Source organism: Staphylococcus kloosii, assembly GCF_003019255.1.
Classification (GTDB): domain Bacteria; phylum Bacillota; class Bacilli; order Staphylococcales; family Staphylococcaceae; genus Staphylococcus; species Staphylococcus kloosii.
Genome location: NZ_CP027846.1, coordinates 1,284,450 through 1,305,636, shown reverse-complemented (window position 1 = coordinate 1,305,636; position 21,187 = coordinate 1,284,450). Strand labels below are relative to the sequence as shown.

Sequence of the window (21,187 nt, the reverse complement as noted above, 5' to 3'; positions counted from 1 at the left end):
TTATTTTCCCCCTTAAAGCATGAGTGTTGTTCCGATTGGGAACCAATGTGTGCTATCTATCGTGGATTGTGTCGCACCTTCTAAATCAATATTGCCATTGGTTTGAACACGCCAACGCGCAAAGTTTAATGTGTTACTAACTTTAGTTGTGTTTTGTACAAATCCGCGCGAATCGCTTACATACGCTGTCATAGTTGTTGGTAATGTACCGATGGTTCCTGTGGCAGTTAATCCTTTCAAAGCACCTTTAAGCGATAAAAAAGAAACCCCATTGACCGATATAAGTCGAGCCTTTGGCGTTTCTGATGAACTGTATGCAGTTATACCATTATTAAGTTTAATGTTCTGCCAACCTGTGTCTGTAACTAAACTGTTTATTTGTGACTGTAAACTATTTATCTGACTTTGAACTGTGCCTAAACTGTTATTTATCGTAGAAACATTGTCTTGTATATCTCCTAAATCATAATCTGCGAAATCGTCAGGCATTCCATCTACAGCACTTATATCCGTTTGTACATAAAAATTTTCTCCAGTCCTAGGGTCTTGCATAAATACTATAGGTACTTCTTTACTCATCGACTAACACACTCCCTACGACATTTGACATAAAGTTATATTGGATATTTTTATCTGTCGTCCAACTGCCATTGGCAATTGCACTATTTGCACGTTTGATACGTAAATTGATTTTATTTTGAATATCGATAATATCTTGTTTCGCATTGCTAAACTCAACTTCTACAGGTTTGTTTACTTTTGAATGATAGCGTGTAAGTTTTACGACTTTTAGATCACTGTTGAATTGCAATGGCTTATGCACAAAGCGAACAATATTATTTTCTGCAATATCATCATTACCTATATAATATTTGTCATCTTCGCTACCTAAGTAATTTGTAGCAAGTTCAACCGTCGGACTATCACTCAATTGTTCTAACATACTTGCACGTAACTGCGTTTTAGTCGTTGCATTATCATCAAACACAGTAGGTGCTTGCATCATTCCAAATGTATCGAATGTGGACGCTTTATATTCATCTACAACGTGGTAAACATCTTCGCCTTTCAGTTCAGCTGTTAAATTAAGCACCGTTGTTTTCTCTGTACCTATATAAAATCGAGGTGTCTTTTTCTTATAATCAACACCTGACTTCGCACCTTTGTAAACGACTTTAAACTTATGATTGCCTTTGTCTAATCCTTTTTTAATTACAATCTGATTGGTTTTTGAACGTTTACTATATTGTGAATAACTACCAATCTTTTTATCATCTAAATAAACATCAACCATGCCACCACGAGAAAGTTGTTTATTCGTCCATGTGAGTGTTTCGTTGCCCCATTTACAAGTAAATGTTTTGTTATAACTTGCCCCACTTGTTTCAGAATACCAAGTGCCATCTTTATTAAATGTACCTGTAAGTTTAAAATCTTTCGGCTTCATTGGTTGATAGTTCTTCGTTTCTTCGGCTGTTTTCTTTTTGCCATAACCTTTAACATAGGTTTTCATATCAGTTGTTACAATGTCGCACTGTAATTCATCTGAATTAGCACGATAGATAATAGGTATTTGGCAACGTTTATAAAACGTATCGGGTGTATAGAAATAAATCTTTTTGTTATCTGCGAAATAGATATAATTAAACAATTCTGCACCAGCAACAATGAACTCAATTCCATTTTGTCCACCGAGTTCTGAAACGGCTGCGGTTTGATTGAAATCGCCAATGACCTCATAACTAAAACCTAGATTATTATTTTTGAAACCAAATGATAAATAAGTATCTAGTGTGTATTGTGGTGCATTCGTTTCATCAACTTGTGTATCGTTAAGTGTTTCTTTTGATATATCCTTATCTACATAATGATTTTGAAAGTCCATAAAAATATGCTTAGCGACAATGTCGTTAAGCACCATTTGACTATCGTATTTAAGTGATGTGGATTTGATTACAAAATATTGTCCGTGCTCGATAATGTAGTTTTCATTGACTAACATATCGAATATATCTTCATTACCACTTGCTTTATAAGCAGTGAGAGAGATTGAACGTTCGTTATTCTTTTCGTATTCATATTTAAATGAATCATAATCATAATCGGTTAAAACTTCAGCATAATTTCCAGCTTTATTTTTAACTACAAGTTCTTTCATCTTCTCACCTACCTATAAATAAAATTAAATTCAAATTCTGCATACACATTCGATAAACCGTTACCTTCAATTTCAATGTTGTTGTTACCAGGTGCTAGTGTTATCCAATCGTAATTCGTATCTACGCCCACACGATTATTACCTATAATCGGATGTACACCATTTAAAGTTAAAGTTTGATATGCTTGTAAAGCACCGTAATACGTAAACGATTCGTTCGTGTGGTAGTTATGCATTGTAAATCCATTGGGTGCGTCGGCTTTGATTCGTATAATCAACTTGTGATTAAGTGGGTCAATCGTATCAAATGAACCGTTATAGATAACAAAGCGTTTACCATTCTGTCTATAACTGATGTCGTTATCAGTAATGAGCCCATTACCAAATTGCCATTCATCATTTAGGAAATCGACGCTTAAAGTATCTTTAAGCGATTCAGAATAGCCTTTGAATACAACGAAACTGACTTCGAACGTACCATTTCTATCGTAAATATCTGCTATGGCATTACTTTCACAATAAACTGCGTATTTTTTCCCTGGCATTTCTGAATGTACAACGTAATAAGGGTCCCTTCTAAATAAGAGACCCCTTAATTTTTGTTTCATTAAATTGTAATCAGCTAAATCCTTACCTCTATAGAAGAAACGTAAAACAAGTTTAAAAGGACCAAATGTACTTGTTCCGACACCGACACCATCTTTACCTTTACGTTCAAGTGTATTGGCTTGAACTTCAACGTCACCTTCTTCGTGATCTAAAAACTTTAAACCTGGAATATCAGTTAATTTGATGTCAAAATCATCATTGAATATTCTTACTGTATTTACCAATTTATTAAACACCTCCTAAACCTGCATTCCTGCATTCCATGATTTCATTCTAGCTTTTTTACCTTGAGCACCACTTACATCACTTTCTGAAAATCCTTTTGGTTGATTCTTGATTTGTATTGTTTCACTTACTAAATTGACTAAGTTATCAACCATGTTTTGTAATTGTGATATTTGTACATTTTGATTTTCAACAACTTTTTCAAGCATTGGGTCACTTCCACTTGATTGAACACTAGGTTTGCCTAATTGATGTGGACGTTTATTACCACTTGTCTTACCTTTATCAATTTCTTGAGATGCAAGTGCTAGTAGTTTCATAGAATCTGTACGTCGTTTAGGGTCAGTTGAGATAACATATTCAGGATAACCACCTTCAGCGATATTATACATGCCACTTTTTTTGATTAATCCACCTGTAGCGTAACCGTGACCGTGTCCGATAACGCTTAACATGTTTTTACCATAAGCGGATTTAGCCCAATGAATACCAGCCAATAAGTTATCTAATGGATTAGTTATGTTACCATGGCCTTTAAATTTCATAGAAGCAAACGTTTTTGGTGTAACTTGTACTAAACCACGTGCCTCATTACCTCCACTGTTTACATCGCTAACACCTTGCGTTGCATTTGGATTACCACTACTCTCACTATCAATTTGTCTTGCCCAAGCATTAACATAGGCAGAAGTTGTCGGTAATCCATTCATTGCTAGGGCTTTCTTAATAGTAGAACCCCATTTTTTACCTGATTTCGTTCCGCCACCACCATGACCTTTAAGCCATTTAAGTGGGTCAATGGCTGCAGCGTTGTTTACGCCACCCATTTGACGTCCTTTATCAACTTGGAAGTGTAAGTGAGGTCCAGTAGTGAATGCGCCTGTACCACCTGATTTAGCAATCAGTTCGCCAGCTTTAACATGACCATGTTTTAAAATTTTAGATAAGTGCATGAAGTATAATGTGAACTTATTCATTAACAACCTTGCAACATTACCACCACCGTAGTCATGAAGTGATGAAAGTACACCATCATTAGTTGCGTACACATTCGAACCACTTGGATAAGCTAAGTCAATACCATAGTGACGTCCACCATTGAATGATAAGCCACCTGTATATTTTCCGAATCCTTGTATTTGTTTATAACGTAGCAATTTAGAAGCATCTCCGCCACCTTGGTCATCAAAGCCTTGTGAAAAGAAATCTGCTACGCCTTTTTTAAGCTTGCCAAACATGCCTTTCATCATTTGGGCTGGTAAAGAGCCTTTAATGAAATCAAAGTTAACACCCGCTGCAGAAATAACTTTATCGACTAATTTACCAGGATGTTCGGCATAGTCCATAACATCGCCAATTTTCTTAAATGCACCTTTAGCTATTTTACCGGCACCTTCTAAAGCTTTCTGTGTACCTTCTTTAATACCGTGTGCAGAATCGCTCGCTTTGGCGCCAAATTTACCGACAACTTTACCTGCTTGACCACTTGCTGCGTCAAACCAGTTTTTCTTTTTCTTCGTTCCATTAGCAAACCTAGGCATCGTACCCATAGAAAATTGTGGCGTAGATTGGCTAAGCATAGCGTGTGTTTGTGCGCCATTATATACTGTAGATCCTTGTGGTAAGTAAGCCGTCGTATCTCTATTAGGTGTTATAGCAACTTTGCCGTTTGGATACTTAATTGCTTCATGTCTAAAGCCACCTGGACCGTTACCTTTACCTTTATCTCCCACAGTTGCGAAAGTATCACGAGCAATTTTACCGTTTTTCACAACATTTGTTGTCGTATTAGTATGTTCAGTACCAGTGTGGAGTTTAATTTTAGGTAATTTATCCATACCTAATTTACCGGCTACCCAGTTGACACCATCGATTAATTTATTTAATCCGGATTTAACACCGTCAACCATATCGCCGATAAAGCTTTTAATTTTACCTATGATACCTTTTAAGCTATCTCGCATTTTACCAAATGCGCCAGTAACTTTATCTTTAATACCATTAGCAAAACTAATTAGTTTATTTTTGATTGCGTTCCAAGTGTTGAAAGCAAAACCTTTAATTTTGTTAAAGATAGATTTAGTACTATTCAACAAACCGTTAAATCTTACACGAACGCCATCCCAAATGTTTTTAGCGAGACTTACTATTTTGTTTTTCAAATTGTTCCAAAGTCTAATAGCAAAACTTCTTATCGCATTAAATATAGAATGAACTGATTTAGATAACGCATTAAAGTTACTTTTCACACCATTCCAGAGCGCTTTTGCTCTCGAAATTACACCATTTTTAAGGTTTGTCCATAATTTTAATGCAAAGTTTTTCACAGCATTGAAAATGTTATGAACGCCTTTGTTCAATGTGTTAAATGTAGCACGTACACCGTTCCACAATGCTTTCGCTCTTGAAACGACTCCATTTTTGAAATTCGTCCATAATTTTAGTCCGAAATTCTTAACGGCATTGAAAATTGCATGCACGCCTTTGTTAAGCGCATTAAAAGCAACTCTTACGCCTGTCCATAAAGCTTTAGCGCGTGAAATTACACCGTTTTTAACTGAAGTCCAAACTTTAAAAGCAAAGTTTTTAACTCCGTTAAATATCGTGCGAACACCTACGCTTAATGCATGGAATGTAGCTTTAACACCGTTCCAAAGTGCTTTAGCAACTCTTACCACAGTGTTTTTCATGGCGTTCCAAACATTAACAACAACAGTTTTAATAACTCTGAATATTGCCGGTATTACGGCTCTCATGATGTAGAATTGAGCAAATAGAATTTGTTTCCAGTGTTTAACTACAAACATTACGCCGTTTTTGATACCATTCCAAATAGCAATTGCAGATATTTTAATTCCATTCCAAATGGCGATAGCACCCATTTTTATACCAGTCCACAATGCAGTTAGTATTAATTTGAGTGACTGAATCGGATGTTGTACTGCGAATTTAATACCATTCCAAGTATTAATCGCTGCTAATTTCAATCCGTTCCATACCATAATTGATGCAGTTTTAATCGCATTCCAAACAGTTACGATATAAACTTTTAAGAAACCAAATACGGAAATAGCAGTGGCTTTAATAGCCGACCATGCAAGAATGACTGCATTTCTAAATGTAGCGTTATTTTTCCACAGATATATGATAGCTGCGACTAATGCAGTTATACCTGTAATAACCCAACCAATTGGACCACTCATAAAGCGAATAGCTAAACCTAGACCTCGTGTAGCTAAGGCTGCCAATTTAGTTGCCATTGAATACTTACCAGTTAAAACTGTAGTAAGCGCAACTTGACCTCGCCAAACATTCATGACTGTACTTGTAGAGATAATCATTGCTCTCCAAATTGCAGTTGCAGCTGACGCTATTTTCATTCTTAATCCAGCTAACGCACCAGCTTCACCGAATAAAGTTGTTGCACCAGTAGCACCTAGTAAAGCACCACGTAAAATGAAGAATGGTTTACCTACTAATAATGCAGTTCCTATAAGTGCCGTCATAGCGCCAACGACTTTACCTATCATTGGATGTGCTTGCATCATAGAAGCAACAAAACCAGTTACTGTCATAGACAATTTAAGCATCATAGCACCTACAGGCGCCATACCTTGTATTAATGAAACAAAAATCGTACCTAGGTTTTTCAATAATTGCCATACATGTGGCCCATTTGTATTAAGATAAGCAATGAAGTTTTTAAATCCTTCTGTACCTTTAAGATTTTTACCCCAATCTCTAAATGTTGCAGTCACACTTTGCATGGCTTGTAATACTGTGTGAGATTGTCCACTAAACGCTTGGAATAATCCGATAATACCACCAAAGATATTACCAAATATCTGTCCAACTATAGGTAAATTCACTTTCGTATAATTAATAAACTGTGCAATACCATTATTTGTGGATGCGCTATTCGCCCAAGCATTAAATTTATTAGCTAAGCTTTCAACACCAGCGCCAACCCAACTAAACAATGGTCCAAATTGAGTGAATATGTTTGTTAATCCGTCTCCTACGCGCATAGCTGCATTAAGTACATTTTGGAATATCGGAGGACCAATATTATTAATCATTTTAAATGCGTTTTGAGCGTTTTGTGAAGATGTTACCCAATCACGCATTTTAGCTGAAGTCCTTGCGATCTGATTAGTTGTTTGTGTAATGAATGGTGTTAATCGTGTGATAGCAGTACGCGCAATATTAATACCATTTGCCATCGTATTGAAGATTGCAGTTTGATTAGATTGCACGATACCTTGCCACTGTGATTTCAAACCACTTAAAGCAGTTTGATAATTACGTACTTGACTTGTAACTGCGATTTGTCCATCTTCCAACATAGATAAAGCAGTCTTAGCTTGACCGGCGAATAATGAAACTGCACCTAAAGCAGTACCATATACACCAGCCATACCAATGGCACCACCTGCAGCGGCAGTTGCGGCACCACCAATACCGGCAATCGCATTAACTGCACCGCCAGCTATAGGAACAATAGAACTAATTTGTTGTATAACAATGCCTGCGATAGTTCCTTGAGTAATTTCTCCCACACTTCTTAATGTGTTAGCAATTTTACTCATCGCACTATTTGCGCCACCCCATGCATTGCCCATCATTCGTGATGTAGCAGATAATAGCATTTGTTCACGATTTAAAGCACGCATTTCGTCAGTAGTTTCATCAATACGATTTTGAAGCACATTAAATGCTAAAGCTTCTTCATAAACTTTAGCTTCAGCTTTATCGATTTCAGATGGTAAGCGACCAACTTGTCGTTCTAAGCTTGAATAAGCATTCTCTGCTTTTTTGGCTTCTCTTGCTGCTACGTCCATAGCTGCTTTAGCATTAGCTGCAGCTTCTTTATTTTCGTTACTAAATTTTTCTAACTCACTTTTAGCTTGAGCAGTTGCCATTTTCGATTCATTCAATTTACGCTTAGAATTATCAACAGAATTAGAGAACGTTTTTAGTTCAGTTTGAGCACTTGCTAATTTATTTTTTAATTGCTCAATTTCTTTTTCGGAACCTTTACCACTAGCTTGTAGTTGATTAAGTTCATCAGATAATGCATCTACATTAGATTTCGCATTCTTCATTCCAGCCGTCATTGCAGTTAAAGTGTTCTGTTCACTTTTTTGTGCATTTTGTGCATCTTTAACAGCTTTTTTATGCGCATCTAACTTATTATTGATTTGAACAAACTCATTTTCTAATCGACCATATTTACGATTAGTTGCTTCAACTTGTGCCCCGGCTTCTTTTAAGGCTTGTGTTGTTTTATCTTGTGCATTACGTAATTGATCTAGTTTCTTTTGTGCTTGTTCATTAATTCTAGCTTGTTGTTCTTGTTTTTTGTTCAAGCCATCAAGTTCTGTTTCATACTTATCAATTGAACGTTCAGCTTTATCAAATGTAGATAAGTTCGATTCCATTTGTGCATCTGCTGTTTTTAACTTACGTTCTAAGTTAGCAAGTCCTCTGTCTATATCAGAACTATCGAGTCCGAGATCAATCGTGAAACCTTTAATTTCATCAGCCATGTATTCACTCTCCTTTCCTAAAATATTTCAAAAAAATAAGCTTGATTAGTCGCGAGGATCTCGTCCTGTTATCGCACCAATCAAGCTTTCATTTGACTTCACTTTTGTCACTTTGCTGTTGTTCTCTTTGCCTTTCATCATCATACGTGTAAGTTGGTATATATCTGTTTCATCGATTTCGTGAAATTTATATCCCAATTCTTCCATAAGATAGAGGTAAAGATTATCTAGGTGTTCAGACTGTTTTTCAAAAGTAAAATCTTCATCAGAAAGACTTGAATCGTCTATTTCTTCTTCGCTGTCTTTCCCTCGTCAACACCCATAACACTTGTTAATTGTTTCATTGCAACGTTAACAACTTCATGCACATCAATACCATCTTCAAATTCTTCTGGTGTAAATTGACCTGCATATAAATCATTTGCTACGAAGCTATATAATTCATCAAAGAATTGGTCTTCAAAGTCTTCTGGTAAATTTTCTGGATGTTCTAATTTTTGTGCTTTCTTACCAATACGCATACCTTTACGTGCCACACTACCTTTAATGAATGGTGCTTGTTGGTATCTTTTTGTTTCGCCTTTTTCGTTTTGTAATTCTACATATTTATTAGCCATAATTTTATTTCTCCTTTTTCATCAGGTTTTATATTCGACCGATTAATTTAGATTTTTTATTTTTGTATACAAAAACAGGCGACCGGTTAAAGTCGCCTTAAATTATTTATGCTTGTGGTGCAGTCACAGCGCCTGAAGTTTGTCCTTGGTCTTCATTAGTGCTTAGTGTTTTACCAAAGATTGATTTGAATACTGTGTCACGACCTTCATTTACCCCTTTAGGCTCGTAAGCCATAATTACTGATTGAGCGTCCTCAAAGCCAGGGATTTGACGTTCCATGAATTGTCCTTCGATTTCATCTGAACCGAATTCCACTTTATCTTCTTTTGTTTTACCTTCTTTTTTAGGTCGAGTGAATACGCCTTGTGAAAGTCCAAACCATTCCATAGATCCATCTTCCATCGTACGTGGAATCGCAACAGCAACGTAGTCAATGCCTCCACCATTACTAAATCCGTACACATCTTCTTTTTCAGAATGTGATACTAAACCTAAAATGTCTTTTTGAACATCGATAGGTAACTTGTGGAATGTTAAGTTTAATGATGTTTCACCAGCTGATTTTGCAATTTCAGCTACTTTATTTGAACCGTATGCTTTTTCTAAATCTTCACCAAACTCAATTTCTAATTCTTGAACGTAATCAACATCTTTAATTTCACCTGGTGTTAATACGCCGTCTTGTTCTTTTAATACTGTGTAATACATTTTGCCTAAGCCAGTAGCAGCATTATATTTACCCATATTATAATTCCTCCTAAATTTATATATAAAAAATAGCCTTACGTATTTAACGTAGGCTCAATATCTTTGTCTATATGTCGTAATTCATCTATTGTATAAGGATTACCACGATAGCGACGTGTTTCAAAATAAGCTTTTAGTTCACTATCGTATTCATCTGTACCGTCTTGTTGTCCAAAACCAATACTTTTCATAACTAAACGTATTGCTTCAGAAACTAACTTTGTTTCTTCATAACTTTTAGAACGTACATCGATTTGATATAAATAATCCGTTGTTAAATTTTTATCGCTTGCGTAGGTGCTTGGGGTGGGCGCAATTAAAGGAATAATCAGTATATTGGTATCCGTCCTATCTGCCGTTTCAGGTATCGTATAAGCACGAATGCGGTTTTTGCAATATTGATTAATTGTTGCGTCTTTGGCTAAATAAAGTTTTAAAGTTTTCAACATGTCGAACATTACAATTCCGCCTCCAATACTTCTCTAATTATTTCTTTATATGGCTTTTCAGTTATATACATTGTCCTAGCGATAGCACCTAAACCTCTTGGGGCAGGATGTTTAACGCTTCCGTATTCATTTAAATGGACAATAGCATAACGGCTCATAGGCCCTTCCCAAAACACTTTAATCATACGAATATCACCGTAGATGTTATAAGGTTCAGTTTGTGATATTTCTTTAATACTTGCCCCTGTATCTCTAAACACTTGAAACTGTTCATGCAATACAGACACAAAGAATCTTGTACCTTTACGCAATGCTTTATCTTTTGTTTTGAGCATTTTTTCTTCGCCATATTGACGCTTTATTTGTTCAAGCATTGACTTGGTACCTCGAATATCTACACTCATCCTGCTAACTCTCCAACAATTTTTATATTATAGTGATTATCCGTATCATCTTCCACAAGTGAGATATTATATTGCTTATGCTTGTATCGTGGTAAATCAATTTCAAAATACATATCATTCGTAATCTCTAAACCAACAGGAAACCAAGTAACCATCGTAATGCTTGCTTGGTTATCTGTAACGTTGAGGTCTTTTTCAGATGGTGGATAGACATTCGCAAAACATTGATAATAAAGTTCGCTCACAGATTCACCTGGCATAAACTCATCGTCAGTATTTGCTTTATAAAATTTAACAGGTGTACGCATTTCGCCACCTGTTATAAATTGCCTACGTGTTTGCGCCATCATCAAACACCTCCATATTAGTAATTTGAAATTGTACGATACTCGATAAGAAATTATCATTAAATTCTTCCAACTTATCATTTAAAACATAACGTGTACGTTCATAAACAAGTTCACGACCTAGAGAAAGTTCGTCAATGTCGAAAAAACCACATTTATTTTTTATATCTATATAAGACATCTCTAAATCGTTCTTAATACGTTCATCTTCCATATCATAAAAGATACGATTACGTGCTTTAAATTGATCAACGTGTTCTTGTTGTATCATTTAAATCACTTCTTTTCTTTAACGCGTTCTAAAAAAGGACCTTCGAAACCATTGTCGGCGAGTGTCTTTTCAACTTCTTCAGAACGTTTAACAGTCATTTCGACTTGTTCTTTAGGTTTTAACACACGCCCAATTTCGAGGTCCTCATAAGTTTTTTTAACTTTGAATTGAGCCATTAATTACTGCCTCCTTATTAAGCTTGTGGACTAGCATCAGTTGCTTTAGGTGCGCCTAGAGTAGAGAAATCAACATCGTATACAAATGATGTTTTATTATCATCTGGTTCTGCATATAAGAATTGTTTTGCAGTATATAAGTCCATGTCTTCTAATGCTAATGTTTGGTCGAATTCACGTACAATCACTTCGCTACCTGCATAGAAGTTATAACGTGTTTTATCAAACGCTACAGCTTTACCTTGAGGTACAAATTCTGATTGTTCGAATGTCATGTTAAATGGAATTGGGCTTACATAACTACCATTGTGTAATTGCATAAATGCAACACCAGTATAGATATAATCTGCAGGGTTTAACGCAATAACCACATTGTTTAATACGTTAGCACCTTTAGATGTTTTCACATTACCGTCTTTGTCATAAAATTCTTTAGTTGAAAGATTTTTGATAACATCGCCAATTTCTCTAATAGATGTATCAGGGTCTTTTAATGTTAAAGTACCTGCTACAGCTTTATCAGAAACAGCACCATTTGAACGATTAATTTCTTTCATTAATCCAACAGGTTGGTCCTGAGCTTTACCTAAACCTTGAATAGCTGTTTTTTCAATCGCTACTGCAAAGGCTTCTTTAATTTGTAAACGTACATAACGGTCAACCCACTGCACGCCAGCATCTTTTAAGTCTTTAGGAACAACAACAAATGCAGTTGCTTTACCAAGAGTTACATCTTGTTCGAAGAAAGTAGCTTCAAGTTGTCCACGGATTTCACCGAAGATTTTCCCCCATACTACTTGACCTTCAGGCACTGAACGAATCACACGCGTTTTTAAACCTGTTCTTTGAATGTTGATATGGTTTAATAATGGGTGTTCTGATTCAATATCTTCAAAAATACGGTCAACAACTGTTTCAGGTAGTAACTCTCCATCTTTCCAGTTTGTATCAGTATTCACGTGATCTTCAGATACTAATGCGTTATAGAATTTCTTTTCTTCATTCGTTAAACGATTCACATTACGTGAATTTAGAACTGAATTATCACCTTGTTCTTTTTGCATATCTTTACGGATAGCGTTCGCTAAATCCTCGCTATATGCGTTCATATATTCTGTGTACTTTTCTTTCACTTCTTCATCAGAAGCTTTTGGATTCATGTTTGAAAATTGTTTCAATAACTCTTGCGAGTTTTGAAACTGTTCTTTGTTTTCTAAATCAATTGCCATAATAATTGGCCTCCTTTTTATTTTGTTTGCATGTTAAATAATCTAGCAAAGCTGTTTTGTGGTGCTTGTGGTTGAGGGTCATCTTCTTTTTTCGAATCGTCTTCACCTTCTACTTTTTCACGTACAGCTTTAACATCTGATTTAATCTCTTGTAAAATCGCCATTACGTCATCTGCTGTAGGTTCATCAGTTTTTTTAGGTTGTTCTGTACCTTCGTTACGGTATTTGCTCATGAAATGCTCACCTCCCATCATTGTAGATGTCGCTGCCGCAGCAACTCTTGTACTTTCAGTTATATTGTCAATAAGTCCAACATCTTTTGCATCATTAGCTGTAAACCATGTTTCTTCGTCCATATATTGTTGAAGAAGCGCATGATCAATGTCAGGGTTCTTATCAAGATAACTATTAAATACGACAGAATTAATTCTCTCTAAGGAATCAGCTTGTTTCTTAAAGGCTCTCGAATCGCCAGTAACTTGCGTCCATGCATTGTGAATCATCATAACTGCATTATTCGGCATATTAATCGTATCACCTGCCATAGCAATCACTGATGCAATAGAAGCAGCAAGACCATCGACATTCACAGTGATGTGAGCATCTTGTCTACGTAGCATATTGTAAATAGCCACACCACTAAACACGTCGCCACCGTTACTGTTTATGTTAACGATGATTTCATCTTCATCTTTCATTTCACTTAACTGATTTTTAATTGTTTGCGGACTAATTGTCATGCCTTCAACAGTTGTATTGTCGATAAAACCATAGATATCAATCTCGTTGTTCGCCATCTATATCACCTCCTTCACTACCAGTGTTTGCTTCATCCACAGTTTGATAGTTTTTAGTGATAATAAATTTTTGCATTTCTTCTGTACCTATTGGTTCAAAACCAGTGAGCACACGAATTTCATCTCTATTGAAAGAACCACTTGCAATGAGTTTGTCTACTGCTTCACTCACTTCAAGCGGTCCTTTTTGATCTATCGATATGGCTTTAATACGTTTGCCTTCTTTATAGCCTCGTTCACTGTATAACTTGGCATTTAATTCATCTGTTATTTTCTCAATAATTGGCTTAATACAAAACTTCATGTAATTATCAGTCATAGCTTCAATATCGGCTGTATCGCCATTTATAAGTCCTACGGGAATACCTAAATTACGTGCCACATAGCTTAATAATTGGTTCGGTACTTTAGCTAAATCATCGATTTGTGACGTATTTTTACTATTACTCGTCGTATGCTCTTGATATTCATAACCTTTTTGAATAGGTACAATAGCAATATCATTACTTGCATAAGCCTCATAAGCTTTATTAATAAAATCTTGCATTGATTTTTGTGATTGGTTATTCAATGAATAGTTTGCATCTGTACTTAACGTTGCTCTAATTTGATTATTCATAAGATTAGATTTAATCAATCTTCCGAATATATCACCATAATCACTAAACAAACCACTTAACATATTGTTAATTGATTCATTATTGTATTCTAAGTAAATAACGTCACTCATTTTAAAACTTCGCTCAAATTCGAATTCGCCTACCATAATATGGTCAAAAATATCGTCATATAAAGCGTATTTTTCTCGCACAAAATCATCAGCAATAATTAAATCCTTAGAATCAGTAACTACAATAAGCACTTCATTATCATAAATGAGTTTACGAATAACTTTTTGCCAAAATGTCGCAGCACTCTCATCCGTGTTTGGTCTTACATTTAATTTGTAATGTGTAGTAGACGATGCATCTTTACTATCGCCATCAGTTATTTCAAATTTTGTCTGACTAATCGTTCTAGCTATGTGATTAATACAAGTATCTAGTGCCCACCGTTTTACATAAGCTTTGTGTGACGTCTCCCGTAATAATTCAAAGTCATAACTAAACTCTATAGCTTCGTTCTTTCCAAGTATCCTATCAAATATACTCAATTCATCACCCCTCTCTAATTAAAATGCAATATCTGCCATAATAAATGGTTGATCATACTCTAAAATTTCATCCGCACGATACAACGCATGTAACATGGCATGAAATCCATCTGTTTTACGTCTAACTTCGTCTTTTTTAATATATTTCTTACTACCATCAGGTTGCATTTTGACTGCCACATTATTAGTAAACCAGCGCATCAAAGGATTATCCCCGAATGCAATTTTTTTTTTAGCAAACATCGTATCTATACGAGGTGCAAGTAATCCATGGATTGCAGTTGGATTCTTAATAACCTCTAAAGGTATGCCAGCGTCTTCAAAAGGGCGTCTTACAATATCAGTTCTGAAGTTATCAGATATTACCTTTGTTAGATTGTATTTACTTTGTTGTTCTTGAAACCAATTCACAATGTATGAAATATCTATAACATCATCGTCGACAATCGTTAATAATCCATCATCAGCCCATTGTTCTATGGGTGGTTCAAGATGTGTCGTTTCTAAGAATTCACGACGTATAAATGAATGTGTTTTCCAATAATATTGGTCATTATCCCTAAACAATAAGCCCACACTGGCAAAGTCTCTAACTAATGCGTAGTCGAGACCACCAATGCAGGCTTTATTTTCTAAATTAGGGAATGGTTTGTTTGTTGCTTTAATTTCATCCCATGGTGCAACTATGCTTTCAGGGTCTAATTCCGGTAAGTTCATTCGTTTCGTCATGAATTCAGGTTTGTTAGAACGATTAATGTGCAAGACATTATATTCCTCTTTGATTTTACGTTTTAAGTTTCTTGCATATCCAGTGAGTGGAGGGTGAAGCATTGGGTTAGATTTTTCCCACATTGTTTCGTTATCGATTTCTTTTTCATCATCTAACTTACAATAGAAAGGGAAAATTCTATCTTCACTATTACGACCTTCTAATACTTCAAGCACTCTATCTTTCATACTATCCATAAATCCTTCACGAACATATCCATCAGTTGAAATATAAAATGTTCTATCATGTGGTACCTTACCTAAACCACCACGTTTGACGTTAACCATGTCAGGTCTTTCGTAAACTGCTATCTCATCGAAGATAACACAACCTTCACGACCACCATCTTTAGTTTTCGTATTCGAAGTGTTGTATTTAATAATAGAACCTGTTGAACGGTTTTTGATTTCTGTTTTACTCACTTCATACGGTGCTTTTGGACGTTCACCTGTTTTGTTACGTTTATTTTCAAGTAACACATCGTAAATCTCATTAAATGATGTTTTCGCTTGGTCTTCACTGTTCGCTACAATCGAAATGTCGTATTTTTTAATACCGTGGATAGGTGTAGTTAAGAAATCACTCATCGCACTGATAAATCCATTCTTACCAGCACCTCTACCCATGAATAATGCAATTTCAGTAAAGTATGGTGTATCCATTTCATCATCTATAAGGAATACGAAAGCAATAATAAACTTTTGAAAAGGTTGTACTGGAAAATACCATTTATTAATAAACCGAATACACTTTTCTATCTTTTCATCATCGAAATGTACATTATCTTTTACTAGCACTGTGCTTTCCAAATAATTGATTAAATCAATACGTTCTTTATTTAAAATTATCTTACCTTCACGCCATTGATTAATATATTCATCTACATACTTGTTACGGATCATACATAATCATCTTCTGGTTCATCTGTTTCAACCGGCTTAGCCTCTTTAGGCAATAAGTCAGTTAATTGTTTAATAGCGCGTTGGTAAGATTGGTCGCGGGTATTGTATAAGCGTGCGACAGGCCGTTCTCTTTCATATGCAGGTACATTTTGCGATTGTTGGAATAAATCATATTCGCCATTATCTTGTATATCCTCCCACATGTAGTTGAGCATAACTCTATTACGCGCAGCTTGCTTAATAAGCCCTTGTGCGACTTTCAATTTTTCATTTGGTAACTCTTTATATATCTCAAGCAATCTTTTTTCTTCTTTTGCGACTAGCTTGTCACGTTCCTTACGTTGTTTGTCATTTAATTCCATGTTCTCACTCCTTTCTACATATAGGGGTAGGGGGGTATAGGGTTATATGTGATTATTTTTCAAATTTTTGCAAAGTCGAGCCTACTCGCCGTTCTCCCGAGATAAAAAATAAAAGCATTTAATTCAACCCGGGGGTATTAAAATAAATATTAGATAAAAAAATCATACAATACTAAAAGCATATTATTTATATAATGAAGTTATATTATTTCGATAGTATATATCTTATAAAATTTTTATATTATTCTTACTTACCATTTTTCATCTTGCCATTTATTTTCTTTCGGCTTAAATTGATTACCTCCATATTGAAAGCGTTGATGTCTTTTATTGTGACAAGCCATACATAATGTACGAAGATTATCAGGTTCTAATTTTAAATCTGGTCTATCTTGCAGCTCTTTAATATGATCTATCTCTAAGTCATTAGTAGTCACTCGACCTTCTTCTTTGCACCAAGTGCATTCATAGCTATCTCTATGAAGTACATAGGCTCGTACCTCTTGCCATGACTTACTATTATAGAAAGACTTGCGTACCTTGTATGTATTGTAGTCTATGACTTCCATGTGTCACCTCATAATAAAAAGACACACCACTTATGTGGTATGCCTTGAATATATAATATCTGATACTATCATAATAACACCTTGACACGTGCCAAAAGTCTCACATAAGTATCAATGTATAATTCCTAACTCATCTGCTAAGTTACACAGTACTCGCTTCTTTAATCTAAAGAACGTCGCTCTACTTACATTCAATCTATCTATCACACCATCTACTGTATACTTCCTTGGCTTATCGAAGTACATCAAGTCCATAAGGTCACGCTCTACTTGTGCTGCATTGTCATACACATTAGTGATAGCTTCTGATACACGTTCCATATGTGCTAACCTTCTATCAGTAACTAACCTTGTTGCTCTGCATTCTGTTGTGCTACTAATAGTATTACTCTGCCCTCCACCTATATTCTCATCATGTTCTTGCCAAGGATATTGTATTTCTTCCCTTAAATCATTCATACGTTTTTGTGTACTATTATATTGAATGAGTTCGGATTCTAAGTAATTGATTGTAGACTTACGCATTTACTTACCTCCCGCATTATAGTTATGAACTCCGTTTAAATCTGCATGACTATCAATATCGTAGTCGCACGGTGCATCTATATCATCGTTAGCTGTTAAGCGTATGATAATATCGTTCGTAACGTATTTGCTTAGTTCGTATAGTGCTAGTAGCGATACAATATATACTATGCGTTTAATGTATTTCATAGATTAGTCCTCCTTGTATTCCCATTGGCTTACGACTTCTCCACACGTTTTACATTTGTATTCTGCTGATTTAGGATATTCTTTAGATGGTTCCCAACACCAATCGCCTTGAAAAGTGTATTTGTAATTTGTATCTAATTCGAAATCTTGACCGTGGCATTCTGCGCATTTACCATCATAGTCGTTATTTTTTTTCCAATCATTGTATTGTTTCCAGTGGTTTTGCTTACGTTCTTTTTTGTATTTATCAATGAAAGGTTGAGCTTCTTCAATTGTTTGTTCTAATTTGTTAATACGGCTTTTCGTCTCATATGAAGTATGTTCACTTAGTGGACTGCTTGATATAAAACTGCTACTGTTTTCTTCGCTTCGACTTACATGCCATATTGAAATTGTATTAATTATTATTGCTAATGCTAATAAACCTATTGCTATTATTGTTACCATATTATTTTTCCTCCGTTTCCATATTCATTTTAAGTTTGAATTTATTAAGTTCTTTTATAGCTTGTCTCAATTCTTTTGTTGCACGCTCTACTCTCTTAGTTAATAAAGTTAGTTCGTTCATGTTCTCAATGGTTAAACTTAAGTTCATTTTATTTTTCATTGGTTAGTCCTCCACATCTTCAATTATTCTAGTTAATTCCAATAAAGCCTTCATAGCTTCAACTTTACTCAATCCATATTTTTCTAAAACACCTAACAACGCTTGCTGTTTATCCCCTTGCATCTTAGATTCCTTTAGCATTATTTCTGCTTCAACGGTTAACACCTTGTCATCTGTGTTTTGCATATCACTTACGGTCCTTTCTAAAGTCTTTACCGAACATTGCCATCAATTCTTCTTCAGTGAATCGTTCATGATTAACTGTTTTACTTCTGAGTGGTATCTTCGTACCTTTAGCTTTCTTTGGTTTTTCTAAACTTCTATGGTTACTTAATCCACCAGTAGGATAATTATTTTTAGGCTTATTCACATGGTTACAGTCAATCTTATAAACGGTGTAGCAGATGACAGTAACAATGAACATTGCTCCTACTATTAAATTTTCCATTTATTCACTGTCCTTTCTATTCTCCTCTGCTTTATGTTTCAAATATTCTTTCAATTCATCACTGGCAGGTTTCTTTTCTACGTACCGTTGAGTAATTATTTCTATTACCCCTATCATAAGAGCTATGAGAATGATTAAGGTTATTAACATTGTTCACTGCCCTTTCTATTAATATATTCCGTATGATTTGCACTCATTACATTTGAAGCCTATACCTAAATTTCTTTTAGTTTCTGCATCTACTAAGTAATCATATTCTGTGTTGAAACTTCCACATACTGGACACTGAATTTTATTTATAGCTTTCGCAATTTCAGTTTGTGTTACACCATTCTTATCTATCAATTCACGTAATGTGTATTTGTTCATTTACTCACTGTCCTTTTTATTCTCCATAATGTTCTATATCTCTTCTACTTGGTCCTCGTTGAGATTTCGATAATGCTCTACTGATTGGACTATTATTGAATGGAGATGGTTTGATTTCTAATAACCCTTTAGGTTTCTTCGCTTGCTCCCTAGCCTCTTCCTTACTCTCTGCCTCAACCACAGTAAACGTTTCATTCTCTCGTGCTTGTGTAATATGAGTGAAAGTGTGACCGGTTGAATCTGTTAGTGTGCGTATTAGGTGTTGGGTCATTTAATTTCAAACTCCACTTCTTTAGGAATAACTACAATGTTATATTCTGTGTATAATTCAGAAAACTTACTTACTATACGAACTAAAGTACAATCGGATATATTCTTACCTTGTAAAATGAAAATTTCTTTATTCCAACCACGATATATAATTTTGCTTTGTTCTCTCATTTCCTCAACACCTCTTTAACTTTTTGTAGTATGTCTTTAGTATCCTGTACTTCCAAACCCTTTTTCTCCTCTTGCTGTTTCATTGCTAAACTCCTTAACTGGTTCTAACTCTGGGGTAAATATAGGTACGATAACTAACTGTGCTAGTCGGTCGCCTTTGTTGATTTGATATGTGCCACGTTTATATATATTACGTTCTTCTTCAAATATCTTTTCGTCCGATATATCTCTTAGGAAAATAGTTTCTGCACCATCATCTGCATTATCATTCTTAATATTAATCTTCATATGTCCTTGATAACCGGCATCTATCTTTCCTGTTTCAATAACAAGGTGTGTCTTACTACTCACACCACTTCTGCTTGTTAGTAATCCTACATATCCTTCTGGAATATTAACAGCTAAGTCTGTAGCAATGAGTGCTTTCTCTTGTGGCTCAAGTATTACTGTTTCTGCTGCGTAAATGTCGTAACCAGCGTCTAAGTTATTACGTGTTAGCATTGTTGCGTTATTACTTAATAGTTTGATTTCCATTTAAATATCTCTCCCATTATAATATTTATCTAACGTATTAACCTGTGCCTTATAGGCTTCATTGGTTAATGGAATAGCTTGCACACTGCTATCTTTAGTTAACTGCAATTCTGTTAGTGGTTGAGTCACCGTTACTTCTATTTCTTCGGTCATTATTTATCTCTCCCCTTATACATATCTCGTTCCAACTCATTCATCGTATAACTCAACTCATGTAATAAATCATTATTACAACGTTCTGCTAACTTCCCTTGCTTCCATTTGGTAAGTTTATCCCACATACGCACGTAGCTTTCGAGTTTCTGGTTGCGTCTGATTAAACGATCGTTATCATTACTATAACTTTCTGCAACATCTATTGCTCTCTCTACGATGTTCTCAAATTCTTCATCTCGTCTTTGGTATTCTGCTAATTCACTTTGTAATTTCAACACATAATTTTGTAATTCGTCATAGGTGGCTAATTCTCCATTTAATGCAGCTGCTAACTCTTGTTCTAATTTCGTGTTGTTAGCCTTTAATATGGCTACGTCGTCGATTAAAGTATTGCGTTCGTTTTTGTATTGGTCGCGTTGCTGTTTATATACTTTGCTTGAAGTTCTAAAATGTTTAATCGCACTATCTTTATCTGTTATTGAATCTACGTTTTCAGGTCCATGTTTTTTCATAAATTCTAATAAGTCACCTCTAGTCGGTTCACTCATTCGCCATCACTCCTCTAGTAAATACTCAAAATAATC

The 21,187-nt window shown here is 35.2% G+C and carries 30 protein-coding genes; all 30 read right to left on the bottom strand.

What is annotated here, in order from left to right; genetic code table 11:
• Positions 1 to 12: 12 nt before the first annotated feature.
• The 30 genes from C7J89_RS06560 to C7J89_RS06440 all read right to left on the bottom strand — a co-directional run bounded on the left by C7J89_RS06560 (position 13) and on the right by C7J89_RS06440 (position 21,151).
• Positions 13 to 579 carry a hypothetical protein gene (locus tag C7J89_RS06560; RefSeq protein ID WP_103295463.1) on the bottom strand — a complete coding sequence of 189 codons (567 nt, stop codon included), beginning with the start codon at positions 577 to 579 and terminating at the stop codon, positions 13 to 15.
• Positions 572 to 2,158, bottom strand: a complete 1,587-nt coding sequence (locus C7J89_RS06555) for a phage tail protein (protein WP_103295464.1) — start codon at positions 2,156 to 2,158, stop codon at positions 572 to 574. Before C7J89_RS06555 ends, C7J89_RS06560 begins: the two co-directional genes overlap by 8 nt.
• A gap of 8 nt (positions 2,159 to 2,166) precedes the next feature.
• The gene (locus C7J89_RS06550; RefSeq protein ID WP_103295465.1) at positions 2,167 to 2,991 is read right to left on the bottom strand and encodes a phage tail domain-containing protein; all 825 of its coding nucleotides are present in this window, start codon (positions 2,989 to 2,991) and stop codon (positions 2,167 to 2,169) included.
• A 15-nt stretch (positions 2,992 to 3,006) separates the two neighbouring features.
• Complete coding sequence (locus C7J89_RS06545) at positions 3,007 to 8,541, bottom strand: peptidoglycan DD-metalloendopeptidase family protein (RefSeq protein WP_103295466.1); 5,535 nt, start codon at positions 8,539 to 8,541, stop codon at positions 3,007 to 3,009.
• A 45-nt stretch (positions 8,542 to 8,586) separates the two neighbouring features.
• On the bottom strand, positions 8,587 to 8,739 hold the full coding sequence (locus C7J89_RS13305; RefSeq protein ID WP_170066432.1) for a hypothetical protein: 153 nt from the start codon (positions 8,737 to 8,739) through the stop codon (positions 8,587 to 8,589).
• A gap of 86 nt (positions 8,740 to 8,825) precedes the next feature.
• On the bottom strand, positions 8,826 to 9,158 hold the full coding sequence (gpG, locus tag C7J89_RS06540) for a phage tail assembly chaperone G (protein ID WP_103295467.1): 333 nt from the start codon (positions 9,156 to 9,158) through the stop codon (positions 8,826 to 8,828).
• A gap of 106 nt (positions 9,159 to 9,264) precedes the next feature.
• The gene (locus tag C7J89_RS06535) at positions 9,265 to 9,903 is read right to left on the bottom strand and encodes a major tail protein (protein ID WP_061855036.1); all 639 of its coding nucleotides are present in this window, start codon (positions 9,901 to 9,903) and stop codon (positions 9,265 to 9,267) included.
• A 38-nt stretch (positions 9,904 to 9,941) separates the two neighbouring features.
• Positions 9,942 to 10,364: a hypothetical protein gene (locus tag C7J89_RS06530; RefSeq protein WP_103295468.1), complete on the bottom strand. Its 423-nt coding sequence runs from the start codon at positions 10,362 to 10,364 to the stop codon at positions 9,942 to 9,944.
• Positions 10,364 to 10,759 carry a hypothetical protein gene (locus tag C7J89_RS06525; RefSeq protein ID WP_103295469.1) on the bottom strand — a complete coding sequence of 132 codons (396 nt, stop codon included), beginning with the start codon at positions 10,757 to 10,759 and terminating at the stop codon, positions 10,364 to 10,366. Before C7J89_RS06525 ends, C7J89_RS06530 begins: the two co-directional genes overlap by 1 nt.
• Positions 10,756 to 11,109: a phage head-tail adapter protein gene (locus tag C7J89_RS06520; protein WP_233432447.1), complete on the bottom strand. Its 354-nt coding sequence runs from the start codon at positions 11,107 to 11,109 to the stop codon at positions 10,756 to 10,758. The genes C7J89_RS06525 and C7J89_RS06520 overlap by 4 nt, the downstream gene beginning before the upstream one ends.
• A complete protein-coding gene (locus C7J89_RS06515; protein WP_103295470.1) occupies positions 11,090 to 11,377 on the bottom strand; it encodes a hypothetical protein in 288 nt (95 codons plus the stop codon). Before C7J89_RS06515 ends, C7J89_RS06520 begins: the two co-directional genes overlap by 20 nt.
• A 5-nt stretch (positions 11,378 to 11,382) precedes the next feature.
• Positions 11,383 to 11,553 (bottom strand): hypothetical protein, encoded by a 171-nt coding sequence (locus tag C7J89_RS13300; RefSeq protein ID WP_170066441.1) that lies wholly within the window; start codon positions 11,551 to 11,553, stop codon positions 11,383 to 11,385.
• Positions 11,554 to 11,570: 17 nt separating this feature from the next.
• A complete protein-coding gene (locus tag C7J89_RS06510; RefSeq protein ID WP_103295471.1) occupies positions 11,571 to 12,782 on the bottom strand; it encodes a phage major capsid protein in 1,212 nt (403 codons plus the stop codon).
• A gap of 17 nt (positions 12,783 to 12,799) precedes the next feature.
• Positions 12,800 to 13,579, bottom strand: coding sequence for a head maturation protease, ClpP-related (locus tag C7J89_RS06505; RefSeq protein WP_103295472.1), 780 nt, complete (start codon positions 13,577 to 13,579; stop codon positions 12,800 to 12,802).
• Positions 13,560 to 14,732 carry a phage portal protein gene (locus C7J89_RS06500; RefSeq protein WP_103295473.1) on the bottom strand — a complete coding sequence of 391 codons (1,173 nt, stop codon included), beginning with the start codon at positions 14,730 to 14,732 and terminating at the stop codon, positions 13,560 to 13,562. The genes C7J89_RS06505 and C7J89_RS06500 overlap by 20 nt, the downstream gene beginning before the upstream one ends.
• A gap of 18 nt (positions 14,733 to 14,750) precedes the next feature.
• Positions 14,751 to 16,403, bottom strand: a complete 1,653-nt coding sequence (locus C7J89_RS06495; protein ID WP_103295474.1) for a terminase TerL endonuclease subunit — start codon at positions 16,401 to 16,403, stop codon at positions 14,751 to 14,753.
• Positions 16,400 to 16,765, bottom strand: coding sequence for a hypothetical protein (locus C7J89_RS06490; protein ID WP_103295475.1), 366 nt, complete (start codon positions 16,763 to 16,765; stop codon positions 16,400 to 16,402). Before C7J89_RS06490 ends, C7J89_RS06495 begins: the two co-directional genes overlap by 4 nt.
• 251 nt (positions 16,766 to 17,016) lie before the next feature.
• Positions 17,017 to 17,334 (bottom strand): HNH endonuclease, encoded by a 318-nt coding sequence (locus tag C7J89_RS06485; protein WP_103295476.1) that lies wholly within the window; start codon positions 17,332 to 17,334, stop codon positions 17,017 to 17,019.
• 111 nt (positions 17,335 to 17,445) lie between these two features.
• Entirely contained in the window at positions 17,446 to 17,859 is a 414-nt protein-coding gene (locus C7J89_RS06480; RefSeq protein ID WP_103295477.1) for a DUF722 domain-containing protein, read from the bottom strand.
• Complete coding sequence (rinB, locus tag C7J89_RS06475) at positions 17,860 to 18,048, bottom strand: transcriptional activator RinB (RefSeq protein ID WP_103295478.1); 189 nt, start codon at positions 18,046 to 18,048, stop codon at positions 17,860 to 17,862.
• A 3-nt stretch (positions 18,049 to 18,051) separates the two neighbouring features.
• Positions 18,052 to 18,495: a hypothetical protein gene (locus C7J89_RS06470; RefSeq protein WP_103295479.1), complete on the bottom strand. Its 444-nt coding sequence runs from the start codon at positions 18,493 to 18,495 to the stop codon at positions 18,052 to 18,054.
• A 1-nt stretch (position 18,496) separates the two neighbouring features.
• The gene (locus C7J89_RS13225) at positions 18,497 to 18,655 is read right to left on the bottom strand and encodes a hypothetical protein (protein ID WP_159031771.1); all 159 of its coding nucleotides are present in this window, start codon (positions 18,653 to 18,655) and stop codon (positions 18,497 to 18,499) included.
• A gap of 3 nt (positions 18,656 to 18,658) precedes the next feature.
• Positions 18,659 to 18,841 carry a hypothetical protein gene (locus tag C7J89_RS06465; RefSeq protein ID WP_103295480.1) on the bottom strand — a complete coding sequence of 61 codons (183 nt, stop codon included), beginning with the start codon at positions 18,839 to 18,841 and terminating at the stop codon, positions 18,659 to 18,661.
• Between the two features lies 1 nt (position 18,842).
• Positions 18,843 to 19,103, bottom strand: a complete 261-nt coding sequence (locus tag C7J89_RS06460; RefSeq protein ID WP_103295481.1) for a hypothetical protein — start codon at positions 19,101 to 19,103, stop codon at positions 18,843 to 18,845.
• A gap of 168 nt (positions 19,104 to 19,271) precedes the next feature.
• Positions 19,272 to 19,472, bottom strand: a complete 201-nt coding sequence (locus C7J89_RS06455) for a hypothetical protein (protein ID WP_103295482.1) — start codon at positions 19,470 to 19,472, stop codon at positions 19,272 to 19,274.
• Positions 19,473 to 19,488: 16 nt separating this feature from the next.
• A complete protein-coding gene (locus tag C7J89_RS06450) occupies positions 19,489 to 19,743 on the bottom strand; it encodes a DUF1381 domain-containing protein (RefSeq protein ID WP_106884401.1) in 255 nt (84 codons plus the stop codon).
• Positions 19,740 to 19,913 (bottom strand): hypothetical protein, encoded by a 174-nt coding sequence (locus C7J89_RS13295; RefSeq protein WP_170066440.1) that lies wholly within the window; start codon positions 19,911 to 19,913, stop codon positions 19,740 to 19,742. Before C7J89_RS13295 ends, C7J89_RS06450 begins: the two co-directional genes overlap by 4 nt.
• A 36-nt stretch (positions 19,914 to 19,949) precedes the next feature.
• Positions 19,950 to 20,447 (bottom strand): dUTP diphosphatase, encoded by a 498-nt coding sequence (locus C7J89_RS06445; protein ID WP_103295483.1) that lies wholly within the window; start codon positions 20,445 to 20,447, stop codon positions 19,950 to 19,952.
• Positions 20,448 to 20,600: a hypothetical protein gene (locus C7J89_RS13220; RefSeq protein ID WP_159031770.1), complete on the bottom strand. Its 153-nt coding sequence runs from the start codon at positions 20,598 to 20,600 to the stop codon at positions 20,448 to 20,450.
• On the bottom strand, positions 20,600 to 21,151 hold the full coding sequence (locus C7J89_RS06440; RefSeq protein WP_103295484.1) for a hypothetical protein: 552 nt from the start codon (positions 21,149 to 21,151) through the stop codon (positions 20,600 to 20,602). Before C7J89_RS06440 ends, C7J89_RS13220 begins: the two co-directional genes overlap by 1 nt.
• Positions 21,152 to 21,187: the final 36 nt, after the last annotated feature.

Bases quoted from the DNA above. Each gene is read 5' to 3' on its own strand.
- C7J89_RS06560 (WP_103295463.1), bottom strand. From the start codon at position 579: ATGAGTAAAGAAGTACCTATAGTATTTATGCAAGACCCTAGGACTGGA.
- C7J89_RS06555 (WP_103295464.1), bottom strand. From the start codon at position 2,158: ATGAAAGAACTTGTAGTTAAAAATAAAGCTGGAAATTATGCTGAAGTT.
- C7J89_RS06545 (WP_103295466.1), bottom strand. From the start codon at position 8,541: ATGGCTGATGAAATTAAAGGTTTCACGATTGATCTCGGACTCGATAGT.
- gpG (WP_103295467.1), bottom strand. From the start codon at position 9,158: ATGGCTAATAAATATGTAGAATTACAAAACGAAAAAGGCGAAACAAAA.
- C7J89_RS06535 (WP_061855036.1), bottom strand. From the start codon at position 9,903: ATGGGTAAATATAATGCTGCTACTGGCTTAGGCAAAATGTATTACACA.
- C7J89_RS06530 (WP_103295468.1), bottom strand. From the start codon at position 10,364: ATGTTCGACATGTTGAAAACTTTAAAACTTTATTTAGCCAAAGACGCA.
- C7J89_RS06525 (WP_103295469.1), bottom strand. From the start codon at position 10,759: ATGAGTGTAGATATTCGAGGTACCAAGTCAATGCTTGAACAAATAAAG.
- C7J89_RS06520 (WP_233432447.1), bottom strand. From the start codon at position 11,109: ATGATGGCGCAAACACGTAGGCAATTTATAACAGGTGGCGAAATGCGT.
- C7J89_RS06515 (WP_103295470.1), bottom strand. From the start codon at position 11,377: ATGATACAACAAGAACACGTTGATCAATTTAAAGCACGTAATCGTATC.
- C7J89_RS13300 (WP_170066441.1), bottom strand. From the start codon at position 11,553: ATGGCTCAATTCAAAGTTAAAAAAACTTATGAGGACCTCGAAATTGGG.
- C7J89_RS06510 (WP_103295471.1), bottom strand. From the start codon at position 12,782: ATGGCAATTGATTTAGAAAACAAAGAACAGTTTCAAAACTCGCAAGAG.
- C7J89_RS06505 (WP_103295472.1), bottom strand. From the start codon at position 13,579: ATGGCGAACAACGAGATTGATATCTATGGTTTTATCGACAATACAACT.
- C7J89_RS06495 (WP_103295474.1), bottom strand. From the start codon at position 16,403: ATGATCCGTAACAAGTATGTAGATGAATATATTAATCAATGGCGTGAA.
- C7J89_RS06490 (WP_103295475.1), bottom strand. From the start codon at position 16,765: ATGGAATTAAATGACAAACAACGTAAGGAACGTGACAAGCTAGTCGCA.
- C7J89_RS06485 (WP_103295476.1), bottom strand. From the start codon at position 17,334: ATGGAAGTCATAGACTACAATACATACAAGGTACGCAAGTCTTTCTAT.
- C7J89_RS06480 (WP_103295477.1), bottom strand. From the start codon at position 17,859: ATGCGTAAGTCTACAATCAATTACTTAGAATCCGAACTCATTCAATAT.
- rinB (WP_103295478.1), bottom strand. From the start codon at position 18,048: ATGAAATACATTAAACGCATAGTATATATTGTATCGCTACTAGCACTA.
- C7J89_RS06470 (WP_103295479.1), bottom strand. From the start codon at position 18,495: ATGGTAACAATAATAGCAATAGGTTTATTAGCATTAGCAATAATAATT.
- C7J89_RS13225 (WP_159031771.1), bottom strand. From the start codon at position 18,655: ATGAAAAATAAAATGAACTTAAGTTTAACCATTGAGAACATGAACGAA.
- C7J89_RS06465 (WP_103295480.1), bottom strand. From the start codon at position 18,841: ATGCAAAACACAGATGACAAGGTGTTAACCGTTGAAGCAGAAATAATG.
- C7J89_RS06460 (WP_103295481.1), bottom strand. From the start codon at position 19,103: ATGGAAAATTTAATAGTAGGAGCAATGTTCATTGTTACTGTCATCTGC.
- C7J89_RS06455 (WP_103295482.1), bottom strand. From the start codon at position 19,472: ATGAACAAATACACATTACGTGAATTGATAGATAAGAATGGTGTAACA.
- C7J89_RS06450 (WP_106884401.1), bottom strand. From the start codon at position 19,743: ATGACCCAACACCTAATACGCACACTAACAGATTCAACCGGTCACACT.
- C7J89_RS13295 (WP_170066440.1), bottom strand. From the start codon at position 19,913: ATGAGAGAACAAAGCAAAATTATATATCGTGGTTGGAATAAAGAAATT.
- C7J89_RS06445 (WP_103295483.1), bottom strand. From the start codon at position 20,447: ATGGAAATCAAACTATTAAGTAATAACGCAACAATGCTAACACGTAAT.
- C7J89_RS13220 (WP_159031770.1), bottom strand. From the start codon at position 20,600: ATGACCGAAGAAATAGAAGTAACGGTGACTCAACCACTAACAGAATTG.
- C7J89_RS06440 (WP_103295484.1), bottom strand. From the start codon at position 21,151: ATGAGTGAACCGACTAGAGGTGACTTATTAGAATTTATGAAAAAACAT.